This is a genomic window from Mycoplasma zalophidermidis, assembly GCF_018913985.1.
Taxonomy (GTDB): Bacteria; Bacillota_I; Bacilli_A; order Mycoplasmatales; family Metamycoplasmataceae; genus Mycoplasmopsis; species Mycoplasmopsis zalophidermidis.
Genome location: NZ_JAHMHK010000007.1, coordinates 16,475 through 37,023, shown reverse-complemented (window position 1 = coordinate 37,023; position 20,549 = coordinate 16,475). Strand labels below are relative to the sequence as shown.

8 protein-coding genes are annotated in these 20,549 nt (G+C 29.2%); 4 read left to right on the top strand and 4 right to left on the bottom strand.

What is annotated here, in order from left to right:
* Window positions 1-146: 146 nt before the first annotated feature.
* The 3 genes from KQ878_RS03480 to KQ878_RS03470 all read left to right on the top strand — a co-directional run bounded on the left by KQ878_RS03480 (window position 147) and on the right by KQ878_RS03470 (window position 14,438).
* Window positions 147-9,557: a coiled-coil domain-containing protein gene (locus KQ878_RS03480; protein ID WP_216567953.1), complete on the top strand. Its 9,411-nt coding sequence runs from the start codon at window positions 147-149 to the stop codon at window positions 9,555-9,557.
* 1,157 nt (window positions 9,558-10,714) lie between these two features.
* Window positions 10,715-13,234 carry a type I restriction-modification system subunit M gene (locus tag KQ878_RS04465; protein WP_216567952.1) on the top strand — a complete coding sequence of 840 codons (2,520 nt, stop codon included), beginning with the start codon at window positions 10,715-10,717 and terminating at the stop codon, window positions 13,232-13,234.
* Window positions 13,224-14,438 carry a restriction endonuclease subunit S gene (locus KQ878_RS03470; RefSeq protein ID WP_216567951.1) on the top strand — a complete coding sequence of 405 codons (1,215 nt, stop codon included), beginning with the start codon at window positions 13,224-13,226 and terminating at the stop codon, window positions 14,436-14,438. The genes KQ878_RS04465 and KQ878_RS03470 overlap by 11 nt, the downstream gene beginning before the upstream one ends.
* 101 nt (window positions 14,439-14,539) lie before the next feature.
* Here KQ878_RS03470 and KQ878_RS03465 read toward each other — a convergent pair whose 3' ends face one another.
* From KQ878_RS03465 to KQ878_RS03455, 3 genes are all read right to left on the bottom strand, one after another.
* Window positions 14,540-14,971 carry a restriction endonuclease subunit S domain-containing protein gene (locus KQ878_RS03465; RefSeq protein WP_216567950.1) on the bottom strand — a complete coding sequence of 144 codons (432 nt, stop codon included), beginning with the start codon at window positions 14,969-14,971 and terminating at the stop codon, window positions 14,540-14,542.
* Window positions 14,972-15,035: 64 nt separating this feature from the next.
* Window positions 15,036-15,614 carry a restriction endonuclease subunit S gene (locus KQ878_RS03460; RefSeq protein WP_216567949.1) on the bottom strand — a complete coding sequence of 193 codons (579 nt, stop codon included), beginning with the start codon at window positions 15,612-15,614 and terminating at the stop codon, window positions 15,036-15,038.
* On the bottom strand, window positions 15,607-16,113 hold the full coding sequence (locus KQ878_RS03455; RefSeq protein ID WP_216567948.1) for a restriction endonuclease subunit S: 507 nt from the start codon (window positions 16,111-16,113) through the stop codon (window positions 15,607-15,609). The genes KQ878_RS03460 and KQ878_RS03455 overlap by 8 nt, the downstream gene beginning before the upstream one ends.
* Window positions 16,114-16,343: 230 nt before the next feature.
* On the opposite strand from KQ878_RS03455, the gene KQ878_RS03450 reads away from it, so the two are divergent.
* Window positions 16,344-17,132: a site-specific integrase gene (locus KQ878_RS03450; protein WP_373422576.1), complete on the top strand. Its 789-nt coding sequence runs from the start codon at window positions 16,344-16,346 to the stop codon at window positions 17,130-17,132.
* A gap of 28 nt (window positions 17,133-17,160) precedes the next feature.
* Here the strand turns inward: KQ878_RS03450 and KQ878_RS04460 are convergent, their stop codons facing one another.
* Window positions 17,161-20,502: a DEAD/DEAH box helicase family protein gene (locus tag KQ878_RS04460; protein ID WP_216567946.1), complete on the bottom strand. Its 3,342-nt coding sequence runs from the start codon at window positions 20,500-20,502 to the stop codon at window positions 17,161-17,163.
* Window positions 20,503-20,549 lie beyond the last annotated feature (47 nt).

Below are 20,549 nucleotides of genomic sequence, written 5' to 3'. Positions count from 1 at the left end.
TTTTATTAAAAACAAAATTAAATGACAAGGACTATAAATCAAATTTTGAATTTACTGGATTTAAAACAGCCGAAGATGATTTATTTAGTGACGAAGTCAAGACAAAAGGTAACTCAAGCTTAACTGCTGCTGAATTTGTTCAAAACATGCAACAAAATGCAACATATGATGAATTATTAAATAATTTAAACAACAGTAATGAATATAACTACGAATTTAGTGACTTCAGTGTCGACGCTAAAGAAAACGTTAAATTTAATGTAAAAATTACCTATAAAAAAGATTTAAATGATGTGGCACAACGTGAATTTACAATTCCGTCTAAAATGTTTTTACCACAAACAACACGCAATGAAGAATTGGCAAATAATTATAAAAAACTTAGTGACCAAGTTGCGGCATGGATGGATGAACATTTAAAAAACCCTAAATATTTAACAAAAATTACAAATCCTTTAAAAAGTGTTAAACAAATCCAAGATCAAAGGGCATTACCAAATAAACAACAACCGCCTGTTGAAACTATAATTTTAGATGCTCATAAAAAACTTTATGAAGCATTTGAAACTGCAAAACTAAATAAAGCTAAATTCGATCTTAATGATAAGGAAGTTGAATTACATGATTTTGATGTAAATAATTTAGCTAACAATGCTTTCGCACATAAAATTATTAACGACGCACTAGATAACTATTCTCTAAAAAATATCAAGGACAAAGATCAAAAAAATATTGATGTTTATAATGAATATATCAAAAACCTTGATAAAGCTTTGGAATTAGCAAAAACTATTAATACAGCAAAAAACAATTACGATTTTGAATATCTTAATCGTTATGATGAAAGTCATTTTGGTCTTGATGAAAAATCCAAAAATGAATATAACAATAAAGTAAAAGAAATAGTCAATAAATTGAATAATGAATTAAATTCAAATCCTTCAAATGATAAAATAATTAATGCTTATTCAAAAGCTGAACATGAATTAATTAATTTAAAGAATACTTTTCGTGATAATCGAGCAAAAGTTATAAATAATTACGAAACTGCTCTTGAAACGTTAATTAAGTCAAGAGAATTAATGAATAATATTGACCGTTACTCAAAATTAATAAATGACATTACAAATATTTCAAACAATGCTAATAAAAGTGTTGACAGAGAAAATAATTATCAATTAACCACAATTGAAAACATTGTTAAAAATACAGCAAAATTAGTCAAATTAAATAATTCATTAGCAAATGAAAAACAAGCTTTAGATGGCGCTTTTAAAAATTTTATTGATGCATTAGAAACTGTAAAAAGACTTAAAAATAATCCAAAATATTCAAACTTAACTCAACAATTGGAAACTTCAATTACCAAAATAACTAATCAAATTAACCAAAATATCGCCGATAAAGATATAGATGTTGAAAAATATGATGATGCCGCAATTACTCTTAAAGCAATTTTGGTTCAAGCTGCTAAAACCAGATTCAATAACCTTAAAACTAATGCAAATCAGGTAGTTAACAACAGAATTAATAACTTTGACCAAATTAGTAATACTCTAGACAATCTAATTCACCAACTAGACACAAAAGTGATTACTTCTCAAGAACCTGACGAAATAGAAGGTTTATTTGACGAGTTGCAAAATGCAGTAAATACAGCTACTAAACAACAAGAATTTGCTCAAAAGTACAATGACATAATTATGCCGACTACTGAATATCAAAACATTCAAAAGGCAGTAATCGGGGCGATGAAACCACTTAAAGAAGATGTTTTAAGTTCAACAAATATCAATCAAATTCAAAAAGATATTGATGCTTTAACAACAAATAAATATTCTGAAAAAACAGATAAGGCAATTCAAAAACATAATGATGTCAAAACTAAAATTGAAGAATTAAATGCAGTCAAGGATAACAAATTTAATTCTTACCCCGAGGCAAAGAAACTAATCGATGATGCAATATCAAAATACAATAATGACACTATCGTATCGGACAAAATATCTCGTGAAATTTCAGACAAAGATGCTTTGAATACAAAAAATTATGACAATGTTATTAAAAAACTAAGTGAAACATTAACAAGTGCAAAAAATATCAAAGACGCTACTGAAAAATACAATGAGGAATTAACAAACCAACTGACCAGTTCTGATTTTGTGGGTTACCCTGACGCTAAAAATAAATATGAAAATGCCGTTAAAATTGCTAAAGATAATCTAGCTAAATCATTAGTAGAAGCTGCATTGAATCCAACAAAAATTATTAGTGCTTTTAAAGAGGCACAAACCGCTATTGCTGATGCTAAAGCTGCAGTTGAAAAAAATAAAGCAATTGAAAACTTTAACAAACAAATATCAAAATTAAACACATTAAAAAGTCAACTAGTTTCAATAAATAATGATAAAAAACAACATGATAATTTGACTTTTAATATTGATAAAGCAATAGAGATGTCAAAATCACAGTTGAACTATGATTCTAATTTTAATAATGTAACCACTGAACAAATTAAAGAAGAAATTACTAAACTAAAACAATTTGCTACAGATACTGAAGCTAAAAAAATATCTGTCGACGAAGTAGTTGCCAACTATGATTCTATATTAACTCAAATTAACAATTTGATTAAAAATGATATTGATGCAGAAAAAGATGCTGTTGCCCAGAAAGCTAAATTAGCAGTTAAAAATAAATTACTAACAGGCATTCAAAACGCAAAAGCAATATTAGATGCTGTTAATCAGAATAACTTCACCTCACCAGAGCAAAAAGATGCCTACCATACTGCATTCGAAACTGCGAACGAAAACTTGCAAAAAATATATAATTCAGCCCAAGACGAAATCGAACATATTGACCAAGTTAAACACCGTCTTGATGACTATGAACATATATCACAAAATGTTATTAAAAATACTATTGCTGAATGAACAGATTCCAAATATCAACAACTTAAAGATAAGTTAACAGCAATTTTAAATACTGAAGATTCTAAATGACTACCAGTCGCTAATAAAAAATTAACTGAAATCAAACTAGAGGATGTGCAAGCATCTATTGACATAATCAAAAAAGCATTTAATGAAGCTAAGGTTGAAAAAGCCAAAGTTGACTTTAAAACAAAATATAATCAAGTATTAGACATATTAAAAGATTCGAAATATAAGGCATTAAAAAACGCTCTTGCTGAAGAAATGAAAACCATTTTCGATGAAGTACAAAACATAACTTCAACTGATGATAAAAAAATGCTTGATGGAGATACTAAGGTAAGTCAAATTCATCAATTAAAAGCTAAATTAGCTAAGTTTAAGGAAAAAGCGGATGCATCCAAAAAAGCTTTCGATGTTTTAGAAGATAAAACTCAAGAAATAAATAATTATAAAACACAAAACTTAAAACAAGTTAAAAAAGCTGCTGATTGAATTGATAAGTCAATCAATGAAAACCAAGTTTCAACTGTTACACAAAGTATTTTGGACCCTAATTCTTACGAGTCTAAAACAATTAATTTAGATACTGCTAAAGCTCAAGCCGATGAAATTAATCAGGTTAAGACAGATTACGAAAACGAAAAACAAAAGCAGCCTTCTATTGACGACTCATTGGACGAAACAAAACAATGATATGTATCCGAAACAAATAAAGTTGATCAAGGTTTAACTATAAAACTTGATTCAATTAATGTTAATGACCCAATATATGTCCAAAAAGTTAAACAAGCATATTCTGACGCAAAAAATGAGATTGCTACTCTTAAGGAACAAATTGCTATTAAAGCTGCACAACAAAAACACCGTGATGCAGTTAAGGCATTAAATAACAAATTGACTCAGCTTAATATTGATAGCAAACCAGAATTAAAGGGGCTGAGAAAACAAATTCAAAACATAATTTCAGAATCAGAAAAAGCCGTTAAAGCTAAAGAGGTCACCCCTTACCAAAATATATCATCAGTTAAATTGGAAGAGGAAATAGAAAAATTAAATAATTTAAAAGACAGCATTGATCAAGAAGTTAACAATATTCAAGCCGCTAAAAACGAATTTAATAAAATCGTGAAATTGGTTGAAGATAAAACCGCTAATCCTCTATATAGCGCTCAAAAGACTGAATTGGATAATGCGAAATCAGCATCGCAACAAGCAATTACTGATGCTCAAAATGCTTCATCTATTGATGTTGATACGTATCAACATCAAGCAAAATTGTTGACAGATAAATTAATTGATCAAGCAAACGACAGATTTACTAAACTTATTGAAAAAGCAAATGAACTAGTTAAAAATAATAATCTTAAAGACGCTAATCGTTATCAAAATTTAAACAACGGTTTAAGTCAAAAAATTAACGAGTTAAATCAACAACTACCCGACAAAGATGATAACCAAACATCTCTTGTAGATAAAATCAAAAAGGCTGAAGATTTATATGATGAGTTAAATAAATCAATTGAATTGTCTAATATTGAAAAAGCAGAAGCTGATTATGAATTTAGCAAAAAGAACTTAACTGATACTTCTAACAACCTTGATACTTATCCAAACACAAAAAAATGATTGGCCTCTGAAATAGAAAAAATCAATAATGACCTAACCACAAAACTAGCCACGCTACAAAAAGATTCAGCTACTTTTGTTCAAGATTCAATCAATGCCTATGAACAAGCTCAAAAAGATCTTGAACAAGTTAAAAGTCAAATTAATAACAAAAAAAACCAAGAAACCAACGAAGCTCAACAAGCATATCAAACTTCATTGGCTACATTAGAGCAAAACATTGCTAACAGCACCAATCCAAGTAGAGAATATATCAAAACTAAATTAAAGAGCGATAAAACAAGTGCGAACAATTTAGTAAAATCCAATCCAACTCCACAAGATTATGCTGACGCTAAAGCAGTAGTTGACAAAGCAAACGAATTTGCTCAACAACAATTCCCAATCGCAGATAAAGATAAAGCTGCTGTTGAAAAATATACAAAATTAAGTGAAGAAGTAAAATCATATCTAAATAGTTTAAATCAATCAGCACCGCAATATAACAAAGTTAAAGAAACGTTGAAAAATGTTAAGGCTGCTCAAGACTCTTTAGCTCGTAAGGAAGTTAAACCATATCCAAAAGAAACTATAGCTACGGGTGCTTCAAATCAATTGCAAAAATCATTAGACCAAGCCAAGAAAGATGTTACTGCTATTGATGACTCGGTTAATAAATATAATCAACAAATTACGCTACTTGATGAATTAGTTAAAGATCCAAAATATAAAAACGCTCAACAAAGTGATTTATTAAACAATCAAAAACAAACATCACAAAATGTTATTTCTGCTGCTCAAGCAGATAAAACTATTACAGCTCAAAACTATAATGACCAAACTGAGGCTCTAAAAACTAAAATTCAAGAAGCTGCCGTTAATGTTTATAATTCAATCAGTTCAGATGTTGATAAATTGCTAACTGAACTTAATAAAAATAGTAAATTATACAAGGATGAAATTGATAGATTAAATGCCGCTAAAGAGGTTAATAACCAAAACGGGACAAATGTTTCAAACAATTATGAAATCATCGCTGCTGCCCAAGACGCCCTGCAAAAAGCTATAAACCAAGCTGCAGTTACGTCTCTAGAAAAAGCAAAACAAGCTTTTGAAAATGCAAAAAAACAAAGCCAAAACGAAGCAACTCAAACAACAGATCCTGTTCTACAACAATTGAAATCTGAATATGAAAATAAATTGAAACAAATTAATGACAAATTAGCACAAGACATCCAAAATGAAGAAAATGCCAGCCCTCAAAAACAGCGTGAACTTTATGAAGGTGCTCAAAAAGCATTGGAGTCGGTAAAATCAAAATTTATCGAAGATAAAAGACAAGCGAAATTAAATAAAAATAATGAATATATTAAACTAGCTGACGAAGTTCAACAATATTTAAATCAAACACTTACAAATGGTTATAATGACATTAATACAGCGTTGACAGCAGTCAAAAGTCACACCGATACAACATCTGGCATAGGTAAAAACCCAAGTGCAAGCCAGGCTCAATCTGATATTGATAAACTTAATGAGGCCTACACATTAGCCAAGAAGCAACAAGTTACACGTGCACAAAAACTTAACAATAAAATAAGTAAGGACAACCTAATTGCAACAACTAAGTCGCAATTTCCTGCTGATGCGAAATACCAAACCATCAAAAACTCATTGGATACAGCCAAAACCGCAGCACAAGATGTTTTAAATAGTGTATTAGGTAATAACCAGTCAACAACCAGTCAAATTAACCAAGCTTATGATAATTATTCCCTAGCATTGACAAATGCAATTAATAAATCAAGCAAGGCCAAAGAGTTTAAAGACAAATACGATGAATTAGTTGCAACAGTTAGTGATTCAAAATACGAGACTATTAGAGATACGGTTGATAATTTAACACAAATTAAATCAGCTGTTGAAGGGTTGACTAATGTTGACCAAACCAATATCAAAGTCTTTGAAGACGGAATTGCTAAAATAAGCGAAATTAAAGAAGCTGTTTCAGAATCTAAAAAAGGTTTAGATTCATTGGATTCAAAAATTAATTCATTACACAGTTTATCAAACACCCATGGCAATAATGATGTTTCTAATTTACACCACTTATTAATAGATAAATTAGATTCTGATGGTAAGCCTTATAGAACCTCATTACTAAATTCAATTACTAACGCTCTGGAACCTAGTCAATACATTAATGCAGTTAATAAAGTAGAAATGTTATCATCTAATAACACGAATGCCAATAATACAATTGGTTCGTTTAATAACAAAGAAGCACAATTGCGTAATTTGTTTATTGATGAAAAGGACTCCCAAACTAAATCAAAAGCAATTGAACTATTAAATGCTGATATTGATAGTGTAAAAGGAGAGGTTACACATAACATCAATACATTTAATAATACTTATTCCACAAACAATCCTACATATCAGGAATTAAATGATAAATCAAACAAAATAATTGCTGAATACTCTGCTGGTAAGACTAAATTAGAATCATTTGAACGAAATAAAGAAAAATACTTAGCACGAGCAAAATATGAAGTTGCTAAAAAACATGTAAGCAATAAAATAGCACAATTTGGTAATCAACCTAAATATGCTGGTGTTAGGTCGCACTTAGAATCAATGTTAAATCTTAACAATCGCGATAACCCAAATTCAACACCTGACATGCTCAGAAAAGCAGCCAAAGCTCTTGATGATGCTATAAAAAGTGTAGAAATAATAAAAACAAAAATCGATAAAATAGAAAGTAAACTAAATCAAAGCCCATTTGATAAGACAAAAGTAATTAAAGGTGAATTCACTAAGAAGAATGGCGCAATTACTAATTTGGATGCGGCAAACAAATTGGAACAAGAATTAGAATCATTTAAACTATTAATCAATGACGCCAATTCAAACATTGGCAGCTTAAGACAAAGTCCACAAAAAACTGCTTTGGAAAATAGACTTAACGAAGCTACAACAAAAGAGCAAATTTCACAAATCATTAAGGATGCTCAATTACAAAAACAAGACGATATTGAAAGAGCAAAGAAAGTCTCAGAATTACAAGACCTTATCAAAAACTTAGATAATTCGACCAAAACACAATTTGCAGTAACGAATGCAGATAACGCTCAAAGCGTTCAAAACAAAATTAACAATGCAAAATCGTTGATAAAAACCTATAATGAAGCTAAAAATGCTGTTGACGATTTGAAACCGGGTAATTCTAAAAATAGTTTAACTAATAGATTAAATCAGGATTCAAAAACGGAACCAAAATTAAACAGAATTATTAAAGATGCAAAAATTGAAAAAGCACGTGATGCCGCTTCTGTTTTAAGTTTATCAAATCCGAAACGGCTACAATTCTTAAATAAATTAAATCAAATCCAAGCAAATAAAGATAGCGCCGTTCCTAAAGAACTTAATGAATTAATTAGCGAACTAGATAATACGTATGATGTCATCAAGTTTGCGCCGTCTGTTGCTACAAACTACACCCCAAACACAACAATCACAACAAGATATACCTGAAAGAAAGAAGATGTTCATGGGTTGTTAGTAGTTAATCAACACGGCGGAAAACACGCTAATAAATATGTATATTTAATGGCTAGTTCGGGAAATAATCACGTTATTTCTGAACCAATTATTTTAAACAGCGATGTATTAAAATTTACTTTTAAACGTGAATCATTTAATAAAAATGGTGTTTATTACTTAAGTAAAGTGGTTATTTCCGATAAAAATAATTTAACCACTCAACAAGTTTTACAACAATCTCAAGACCAATTTGATAAAACATATGCTCAAGAAACTAGAGATTTTAAAGTTATTTTGTCAAGCCTTGAGGCACAAAACGTTAAATTAAGTTTTCGCAACAACATTCCTACTAATAGAGTAGGAAACGATGCTAAATATCTTGAAGGTGCTAATTTAATTGAAGCTGTAACTGACAATACAATAGATATTACAGGATTTAGTTCGAGCGATGTCCAAGTTCTTCAAAATCCACCTATTAATGTAATATTGGTTGGTAGAGCTACATTTAAAGGTAAAAATTCAACTGGTGGTGATATCACCAAAGAACTAACAATCACTCTAAATATTAGTAATGGTGTTGCGGTATATCAGGATAATTTAGGTCACATAAACTTTAAATTCCAATCGCTAGAATTAAAAGCTGGATACATCTATAATGTCGAATCAATTAGTTTTGAAGGTCATGATAGAGTAACTAATAAAAATAATAAATTCACTTGAAATAAAGAAAGAAGCAAAGGTATAAATATTGAATATGAAAATGATATTTACACCCCCAACCAAGTATCGACAAATTCATACCTATTCTCTCTACCAAAAAACAAAAGAGATGAAATTTTAAAAATAGACAAAAATAATTCAATAATTCCACATTATAATCAATCAACAATAATTAGATTAAAGTTCTCAAATGGTTGAAATTCAAATACATTTGGGTCATTATTTAATTATTTAAATACACAAATACCAGAAACTGATGGTCAATATGAGGCAGAAATTGGTAACACTAAATACACGCTGAAACAAAAATGAATAGATTTTATTTCAAACCACGTATCAAATGTTCTGGTTGATGAAAAAATGTCGCAATGATATACAGCCATTCCTACAGATACTTACTACGGATTACACAATAGTGCTACAGCAATTATGCTAGGTTATGAGAAAAATATGCCATTTCTGGATAACGTGTATGACAGACAAGGCACTCAACTATACCCTGTAATCGGAGGAACAGATCTATACCAAGATTTAGCTAACCACAATAGAACTGACTTGTTAGGTAAAGTTGATACATTTACCAAGGTTCGTGGAGCTGATTTACGTCGCGTCTTATGAAGCGATACATGATCTAAACTTTACTCGGGTTGAAACCGTAACGTTTATTATGCAACAACATATAACACCATTGCAGAAGCTCTTAAACTAATGACGGAATTAGGGAGATCTGATTTTAAAGTTAAATAATTTAAATATTTTGCTTTTCTTTGAAAACTTAGTATACTAATAATGAATAAAAGGAGCGGTTATTTAGTCATATAAATAGCGTATAGCTCTAAGCCAGCACAAGAAGGGTGCTTAAAAGAACTAATGGAAACATTAGTTTTTTTAATATAATTTTGTTATGAGAAAATTTAAAAACATAATCCTAAATAACAAAAAACATTTTCCTTTCTTTAAAAGTTAAAACGCTAAAAACAAAAAATTTCTTTGGTAATAAGAAAAAGTAGTGTATAATAAGTATGTAAAAAGCCTTGAAATATAGGCAACTATTTGTAGGGAGTTTGCTCGCCTACCAAAAAAAGTTCAACTAGAAATAGTTGGACTTTTAATATAATTAAATTATGAAAAAAATACATAAAAGAAAATTTTGAAATGTTGGAACAATTAATTTTAAAAATGATAGTTACCCCATCTTAAATCCCACACATCATCCTGTAGTTGTATTTTACGTAAATAATGATGGGATGCGCAAAATTTTAGTGTGTTAATTCAAGCGCAAGCGTCTTAAATATCTGATTAATTATGCTTTTTTTCGATTCATTAGATTTTTTGATATTTTTTTAATGAACCCGAAATTTAGTGCGTGACAGCAATTTAAAAATAACAATACAACCTGTTGCCAGGTTTTTGTTTTCCTTTACGCGTGCGCGTGCGCACCTTATTATGGCAAGATAAGGTTGGTGAAAAACTTCTTGCATATTACTATGTAATATGATTTTTTAGGTATCTAGCATACGTTTGGCACCAGCATTTTTATTTTAGCGTCAGTTTGCCACTAATTAGGGTTTTTTGTTATTTAATATATCAATGTTATATAGTTTTCACTAAATGTTGCCGCTGATTTAGAGCCTCCCCTTAGTTAGGTATAATTTTTTCGTTAAAAATTTTGATTATTTAATTCAATTTCATTGTCCTTATTTAACAAATATGCGCTAGCTAAATTTACGTTAAATTGCAAAATATAGTGACTATATTTCGTAATAAATTCTTATAAATTAACATTAGTTCAATATGTTTTCATCTTATTTAATATAAGTTATTATTGTGTATTAAATAATTTTCATATTAAACTCGTGAAGATTGTAAGTTTTAGTAAAATTGAAATATAAAAAGAGGTATACATGAATAACAAAATTAATAAAGAAGAATTAGCTAAACACTTATGAAATTCAGCGACAAACATGAGAGGTTCATTAGAACAAAATGACCACAAAAACTTTTTACTTGCAATGATTTTTTATAAGTTTTTAAGCGAAAAGCAAGTTGACTATTTCAATAAAGAATTAGGTTCAATTAACGAACCACTAACACCTGAAGAAATACAACTAATAGATGAATCAAATATTAACGAAGAGACAGGACTAATTGATGAGTTCGAAATAAGTAAAGAATCATTACAACAGTTAATAGATGGTTCTAAAAATTTATTGGGTTACTACATTAAACCAAAATACTTATTCCATAATTGAATTAATGAAGAAACTAAATTCGGTGTCGAATTGATTAGTGATTCTATCAAATCTTTTAACTCTAATTTATCTGAAAAAGAGGAAATAAGAGTTTTATTTGAAGGCATTTTCAATGTCTATGAAACAGAATTGAGTAAATTAGGTCAAAATCCGCGCGATCAAAGTGAAAAGCTGAAAATGCTATTAAATGTAATTAAGGAAATTCCTACTGGCAAACAAGATTTCGATGTTTTAGGTTTTGTTTATCAATATATGGTTGAACAATTTGCTGGTGAAGCGGGTAAAAAAGGCGGTGAATACTATACTCCTCATGAAGTTTCACAATTAATGTCTGAGATTGTTGCGCGTCATTTAAAAGACCGCGAATCAATTTCAGTATATGACCCCACATCTGGTTCTGGTTCACTTTTAATTACGATTGGTGATATGTTTGCTAAATACTCTAAAAAACAAAATAATGTAACTTATTATGCACAAGAAAAAGTTAATTCAACTTTTACTATTACGAGAATGAACTTAATAATGCATGGAATTAATAGTGTTGATATATTTGCTCGTAACGCTGACACTTTAAAACGTGATTGACCTTTCTTTACAAATGCTAGAGACGAATCAACATATGAATTAAAATCTGTAGATGCGGTCGTATCTAACCCTCCATATTCTTTAAAATGAGATGCAGACGACGCCAAAAACGACCCTCGATTCATAGAATATGGTATCGCCCCAAAATCAAAAGCCGATTATGCCTTTTTATTGCATAGTTTATACCATTTGGAAGAGAATGGAATAATGACAATCGTCTTGCCTCATGGCGTTTTATTTAGAGGCGGCAGCGAAGGTCAAATACGTAAAAAACTTATTGAAAAAGGTTATATAGACTCAATAATTGGTTTACCAGCTGGTATATTTTTTAGAACTGGAATCGCAACAATAATAATGGTCTTAAGAAAAAATAAACCTAATAGAGATATCCAATTTATTGATGCTTCAAAATTATTTAGTAAATATTCTTCAACAAATAGAATGGAAATATCACACATACGTAAAATTGTTGACGCATATGTCGCTAAAGAAGATATTGAAAAATTCTCTAGAATTGTCAAATTCGACGAAATTAAAGAAAATGACTTTAATTTAAACATTTCAAGATACATTGACACATTTGAAAAAACCGATTTTCATGATTTATACGCTTCATTGCATGGCGGAATTCCGAATAAAGAATTAGCAGCTTTCAAAAATCTTTGAACTTCGCTACCCAACATTAAACCTTTAATTTTGAATGAAGTTAATGGTGATTATTCGGAATTTAAAGATACTGATAAAATTGGCGAAATAATCCTTGAGCATAAAGATACTAAAGAATATATATCGAAATACCAAAACGTAGTAGACAAACTGCATTCATTCCTAAAAGAAAATATTGGAAGTTTGAACCAAATTAAAGATATTGATGTTGAAGTGTTAGAAGAAAATTTTGACAGCTTTTTCTTCGAAAATATTTCTCAAATATCAATGCTGGATAAATATGAGTTATACCAAGAGGCAATTTCATCATTCCGTGATATAAAATCTGACCTATACCATATTTTATCCAATATTGACTTTGACGGTTCTCAATGATATACAAGTTTATTTACTGCTTCTAAGACTATCGAGAAAACTTATCTGCCAGATGAAATCGACCGTATAGAAGAATTAGAAGCTAATATCGATGAGAATAACTCCGCAATCAAAGAATTAGTTCCGGATAAAGATTCTAAAAATAATCTAGATGACGACCAAATTAATGAATTAAGAGATTTAAAACAAAATCTTAAAAAATCAAAAGATGAACTAAAAATTGCGCAAGCCGATTTTAATTCTAAACTTGAACAAAAAATAAAAAATATTAATTCTGAAATATTCATCGATTTATTACATATCAAATGAAGCGCCAACCTTTCAAGTTCAATCTTAGAAAAGGGACATGAAATTATTAATGAACAAATTTCAAAACTTGAGAAATTGGCTAAGAAATATTCTCAAACATTAGCCCAAATTGACAACGAATTAAAACAAAGCGAACGTGAATTAGCTACTATGCTTGGTGATTTAGTAGCTGATGACTATGACACAATAGCTATCAATGAATTAATTGATTTACTAGGCGGAAATAATGAAAAATAAGTTAGTTCCAGAGATTAGATTCAAGGGTTTTACAAACGCTTGAGAACGTAAAGAGTTGCTAGATTGTATATTGTCTTCTTTTAGTGGTTCAACACCCAACACAAATATAAAAGAATTTTATAATGGGGATAAAAATTTTTCAACAATAAACGATATTAGTTTCGCTAACAAGTATTTGTACAAAACTTCAAAAAAAATTACTCAAATTGCAGTAAATTCGTGTAATTTAAATCTATTAAAACCTAATAATTTAATGATTGCAATGTATGCTTCATACGGTAAGGTTGCTATAAATACCATAGAAACACACATAAATCAGGCCATTTTAGCATTAGAAACACCAAATGCTGAATTCTTATATTATAGATTATTAAATTTAAACATTAATAATGTATGAAATAAGGTTGTATCAAATGGAGTTCAATCTAATTTAAATAAACAGATCATTTTAAAACATAAAATAATAATTGCAAATGAAAAGGAGAATAATTTAATTAGCCATTTATTATCAAAACTTGACAATACAATATCACTTCTTCAGCGTAAGTTAGAAAAGCTTGAAAACATCAAAAATACCCTTTTAGAAAAGATGTTTGCCTCGCAAAATAATCCTTATCCAGAGATTAGATTCAAGGGTTTTACAAACGCTTGAGAACAGAAAAATTCAACAGAACTCTTAACTACGTATTCAATAAAAAATAATAAAAATAAGAGTCTAATTAGTTATTCGATATCGAATAAGTTCGGTTTCGTTTCTCAAAAAGAGTATTTCATCAATGGTGGTTCAGCTGTTAATGGAAATAAAAAAAATTCAAAAGTTATAACAGCTGAGTCGTTTGCGTTTAATCCGTCAAGAATCAATGTAGGATCAATAAGTTATTATCCATTTTCCGAAAACGGCTTAATTAGCAATATTTATGAAACTTTTCAAACAACAAAATTAATTAATAATAATTTTTTTGCGGAGTATTTAAAAACCGATAATTTTAAACATATAATTAAAAAAAGTAGCACTTCTGGAGTTAGGGAAATTTTTAGTTTCAATAAAAACGATACTATATTTATTAAAATACCTAGTGTGAATGAACAAACAAGAATAGCATCGTTCTATTTAATAATAAATAGTTGTATATCACTTCTTCAGCGTAAGTTAGAAAAGCTTGAAAACATCAAAAATACCCTTTTAGAAAAGATGTTTGCCTAAAAATTATTAAAGATTTAACTAAAAGTGTTAGATCTTTTTTTTAATAAAGTTTAATTAGACATTCAAAACAAAGTTTTATATTATCTTGTATGTTCTAAAAGCTATCACTGAAGAAGTGATATTGCTCTATCAAATAATAAGCAAAAGCGTTTCAACATTTTATCCTCATTTGCGCACGGTAATAAAATTTTAATAAATTGCGTTTCTTGGATGTAATGCCGTTTATGTTCCGTAATATCGCTTTTTAATTTAGAAAAAATTTTGTAAATCATGAATAGTGAGTTTTCTTTAGAATTTGATATTAATATTTTAATCGCACTTGATTTAACTAAAAATGGAAAATTTATATATTTATTCGACATTGTAAAATCGTCAAACAGAATACATTCTTTAGAAAAAAAATTTGATTTATTACTATATCCCAATAAATTAGATTTGTTCGCGGTCAATACCGGTATTTTTCCAGTTAAAATAATGTTTTCATCAGTTATTATGAATTTATCAGGTCTCAAATATTTTAAAACTTCCCCCACTTTTCTCTGTTCTCAATCGTTTGTGTTTTTAAGCGGTGATTACTATATATTTAATGCCGAAATATTAAAATCCGAGTCCGAAAATTATAAAACTTTCAAAAATACACTTACACTGAAGAAGTGATATATATAAATCAATATCCCTAAAAACATCAATTATTTTTTTAGTTTCTTTATTTTTAATTGGAATAAATAAATTAATTTTATCAATAGTTTTCAATGTAAGCGTAGGAATTGTCGTTGTTACTGTTAATTTTTTAGTCATTATTTGGAAATAATGAGTATTAAATAGTAAATAAAAGAGTTCACAACTGTAATCGGTTTTTAACACAAACCCCAAAATACCTTGTTTGGTGGCTAAATTAACCTTATTTATTGATACTTTACCAATTGTTGCACCATTAGAAAGAAGTAAATTATTCGCAGGTATAATTCAGGCTGACGATGACTTAATTGCTTGATTTGTTATGTGGTTATCAGTGTCAAAAACGTATTTATTCTTCAAATCATGAATCTTTACGAATGGAATATTTCCGTTTTTATAGTAGTTTAAAACTGATGTCGAAGGCGTTCCGCCTTCAGAGGCAAAAGAGTAAATATCTCCCACTTTTCTCTGTTCTCAATCGTTTGTGTTTTTAAGCAATAGTCACGGTATTTTTAATGCCGAAATATGAAAATCCGAGTCCGAAAATTATAAAACTTTCAAAAATACACTTACACTGAAGAAGTGATATATTTTTATTTAATATATTCATAAAATTAGTAATTGATGTTTGTTCTGATAGAGATGTTATTTTTCTGTTTATGTTTTTATACGTATTGAAATATAAATGAGGAATTGTGGAACCTGTTCAAAGATTTCTAAATTCAACACCCTTTAAAATATAGTATAAAAATCATGTGGTGACTTGTTTTGAAGCAAAAAGCGCATTATTTGTTGAAATGAATCATGATTTTTTAAATAAATACATTATATTGCCGACACTTCCATCAACGGAAATTAAGACCGAATCGAAGTTAGTTGAGAACTTATCATTAAATCCGAAGAACCTTCCAGCACTATAAACTGGATATTTTCCCTTATTTTTAATATTATTAATTAACAATAAAGATTTCTTAACTTCTGATACTAAATCTCCCACTTTTCTCTGTTCTCAATCGTTTGTAAATTTTTGATGTTTTTCTGATAATTTTAATTGAAAAGTATGATATTTGTGTGGGTTTAGAAAGGACAATAATGAAGAAAAATGAAATTTCTTTGTACAAATATTTTCAAAATTGAATACACATCTATAAAAAAGGCTCTATACGTAAAATTAGCTTCAATAAATATTTAACAACATTGGATTGAATTATTAAAATTTGCCCGGAAATGAAATTATCCGACTTAAATAGAGCTAACTACCAAACTATATTAAATGAATATGCTGAACACCACGAACGTCAAACCACAATGGATTTTCACCATCATTTAAAAAGCTGCCTGTTAGATGCTTTTGATGAAGGATTAATCGAAAGTGACCCAACTAGAAAAGTTGTTATTAAAGGCTGCGCCCCCTCAAGAAATAAGAAGCCTAAATTTCTTAGTCAATTTGAATTGCAACTATTAATTAAGAATTTAAAATTAAAAAATCAAATCAATTTTGATTGATTGATATTGTTAATTGCCAAAACAGGTCTAAGATTTTCAGAAGCACTGGCACTAACACCAGCTGACTTCGATTTTAATAAGCAAATATTAAATGTCTCAAAAACATGAAATTACAAAGATAATGAAGGCTTTGCACCTACGAAAAATAAATCATCAATTAGAAAAGTTCAGCTCGATTGATTGACAACATCTCAATTAGCAATGCTAATAAAAGATTTGCCTGAAGATGAACCATTTTTTGTAAAAGGTAAAAAAATATTTAACTCAACTGTTAATGACATACTTGAACGTCGTTGCAGAAAGGCTAATATACCAGTTATTTCTATCCACGGATTAAGACATACGCATGCATCAATACTTTTATATGCTGGCGTTTCTATAGCTTCCGTTGCTAAAAGACTAGGTCACGCAAGTATGAACACGACAGAACGTGTCTATTTACATGTTATAAACGAACTAGAAAACAAAGATATCGACCTAGTAATGAGATCGATATCAAGTCTTATTTAATTTAATGCAAACCCACATCAGTGGCTTATTAGTCACTGCTTTTTTTATTTTCTCTTAAGGCGGTTAATTCATTTGTAAATGAATTAATTACTTGTCTTTTTATTCATCGTCCGATATGTTTAGTTTTATTATTTTTTTCCAAATATTCTTTCGTTGATGAGGAAATCTCATAATCTTTAAACAGCAGTTCAACACCACACATGGCTGATGGTTCCTCTTTACGCAAGTAAAGCATTTTTACCGCTTCCACATCCACATTATAATTTTGAGCTAAACTAATAACTTTATTTTCTTCTGACTTTTGTTTTCTAAATAGAATGCGATCATAAGGTAAATCAAGATCGAGAATAGTTGCATCGTTTTTGTATTCATCTAAAACTTCGTTGATGATAGGCAAATCTTTACGAGGGAAATTATTAGTTACCATTGTATTAATTTCATCTCAAATCTTATGACTGCCATCACCCGAACCTTCTCTAACAAGAGAGTTAAATTTAGCGATTCATTCAGGGCCGATAAAATCATTTTTCCCCACATAGCTAACTTCTTCTAATTCAATAAATATTTGTTCTTCAACATCTTTTTCGGTTGAATCGCTGTTTATTTCTAATATTTCAGTAATATCAATATCGCGTACGGCGTTTCTCAGAATTGGAATAAAATTTGAAATTTTTTTGATTTTTTCTATTTTATCGTCCCATTCAGGTGCTAAAGTACTCATGGTGTTTTTAATTGACATTGCTTTATCATTATTAATCAACTTTGTCAAATCGCTGATAAAAGAACTGAATTTATGTTTAAATATGAATTTTTCTGTCTCGTCCTCATACATGTTAAAAACAATATAACCATCATTATTAATGGTTGAAATTTCATTTAGAGTATGATTGATTTTATTAAATAAATTAAGTTGTTCTTCAATTAACTCTTCAGATGTTTTAACTTCCACTAATTCAAACTTATCAGCATGAGCGTATGCTAGAAATGCTTCTCTAATATTTTTGTACATTTGACATGGAGATTTAATAAAAACAATGTTTCCAAATAATTTTTTCTCATAGCTTGGGTCATTTAAAATACGATTTGTTCTAGATATTGATTGAATCAACGATTCCATCGACTGTTCTTTATCGTAGTAAACAGTATTTATGTATTTTGAATCATACCCAGTTAAAAGTTGCGAAACAACAATGACGATATCTAACTTTTCTGAGTCTTTTTCAGGATTGACTCCACGCTCTTTATTTAGGCTATTATATTGACCTTTGTGAGCTAGCCTTAATAAAACGTCGTTTTTGAACTCACTACTGTATTGAAAAGGGGAGAAATTAGTATTAAAATCAGTGTTATATCTATCTATAATACTATCAACGCCCAATATTTTTTTTGATTCATTAACATAACCGTCATCTGAAGCAATCGAATCATCAAAAATGGCCGTAATTTTTAAATCTTTATACTTGCCAGTTGTATCATTATCAATAATTTTGTGAAATAATTCAAAATAGTTAATCGCATCTTCAATACTTGAGGTCGCAAATAATCCACTAAAATTTCTTCTAGAGCTACGATTATATCAATCCTCGATAATGAACTTAGCAACACTATTTTGATAGAAGGCATTGCTAAATGCTTTTTTGTCTTTCAATTTTTTCTCAATTTCAATATATTCATCGTTGTCTTTTGATTTATCATCAATCATCATCTTGATTGTTCTTCATTCTGAAGAAAACTTAGGATTGGTTTCAGCATCAAATGTTTTTATAATATCTAAATTATTTTTTGAAAAATATTCAATTGACTCTTTGGTCACGGCACTGTAACCTGATTGTTCTAATCATTTTGTGTAGATTAATGGTTTATCAAGCGTAATATAATCAATTGAGAATTTCAGAACCTTACCATCTTTAATTCCGTTTGCGATCGTATAAGTATGGATTGGTTCGTTACCCCCAAAAATATCTCTAGTTGTTAAATTATTTTTCGAATTACTACTAAAAATAGGTGTTCCGGTAAAACCAATAACTACTGAATTTTTAAAGAAATTAATAATTTCCGCATATCTTTGGCCCGAGACAGATCTATGTGCTTCATCAAAAATGAAGACAAATTTCTCATCGGCCAATTTAGAAAATCTAACCTTATCTTTTTTATCAGAAACAACTTCACTAAGTTTATTAATGGTTGTCACAATAATTTGTTTACTTATATCGGTTTTAAGAAGTTTATCACCTAATTCTTTTGAATTTTTAGGAACTAAAACACAACTTTCTTGCTCGCTTTTTCTATTTTCAAATCTGTTAAATTCGTTTTGTGTTTGGTTATTTAAAGCTACTCTGTCGACAACAAATATAACCTTATTAGCGTAATTGTAGTCTAATAATAATCTTGCTGTTTTGAAACTTGTTAATGTTTTACCTGAACCGGTAGTGTGTCAAACGTAACCACCTTTAATTGCCTGACTACCATCGCCGGTTTTTCAAATATCTTCGGCCGAAGATTTGTCAAATTTTTGCATAATTGATTCAACCGCATGGAATTGATAACTTCTCAATAACAATAATTCATCATCTTCATTGTTAGCAATGCTATAATCTTGAATTAATTTATGTGCTGCTGGAATACTTAAAAATTGATTGCAGATTGTTTCTCAATCATCGATTGGCAAATTGTCAAAATTCGTTCAAGACATTCTGTTTTCAATGTTTTTCTCAAACATGTTAAATTTAGTGGCGTTCGGTCAATAACTCATTTTATTCGGGGTCATAGCAACCAAAACTTGAACAAACCCAAATAACCCTTGATAAATACCGTTACGGAAATAAGTTTTTATTTGATCTCTTGCCTTGCTAAAACGACTAGCCGAGCGTTTTAATTCAATGTGATATAAAGGAACACCATTAATCAATAAAACGACATCAAGTCTTTTTTCATTTTTTCTCTCAATATTAACCTCAGTAGCTACCTGATAAATATTGTCTGCTGGATTTACTTTGCCATGCGGAAAGAATCTAAGATATACATCTTTTTGATAATCTTCGCTTCTTTCATCAGTTCTGTTTATTGAAATCAAACCTTCTCTTAATGATTCATTTGCTTTTGAAACCGTTTTAGTATATATATCAACTTTTCGTTTTAACTCTTTAAATTCTTCATCAGTAATTGGGTATTCCCCCAATTTATCTTTATTCATTTGATTTAGAATTTTACGTCAGTTGTTTCAAATTTGATCTTCATCGACGTTGTTCATTCTACATGGAATTGAATCGCTTGTATTGGTTCCAAAAACTTTTCAGTTGCCATACTTAGTCAAATGTTCAGTTAAATCTTTCTGAAATTCTTTTTCAGTATCATAATTAAAATTGCTCATATTACACCTTAATATTTTTATTTTCTTTATTAAATTTTACCATACGA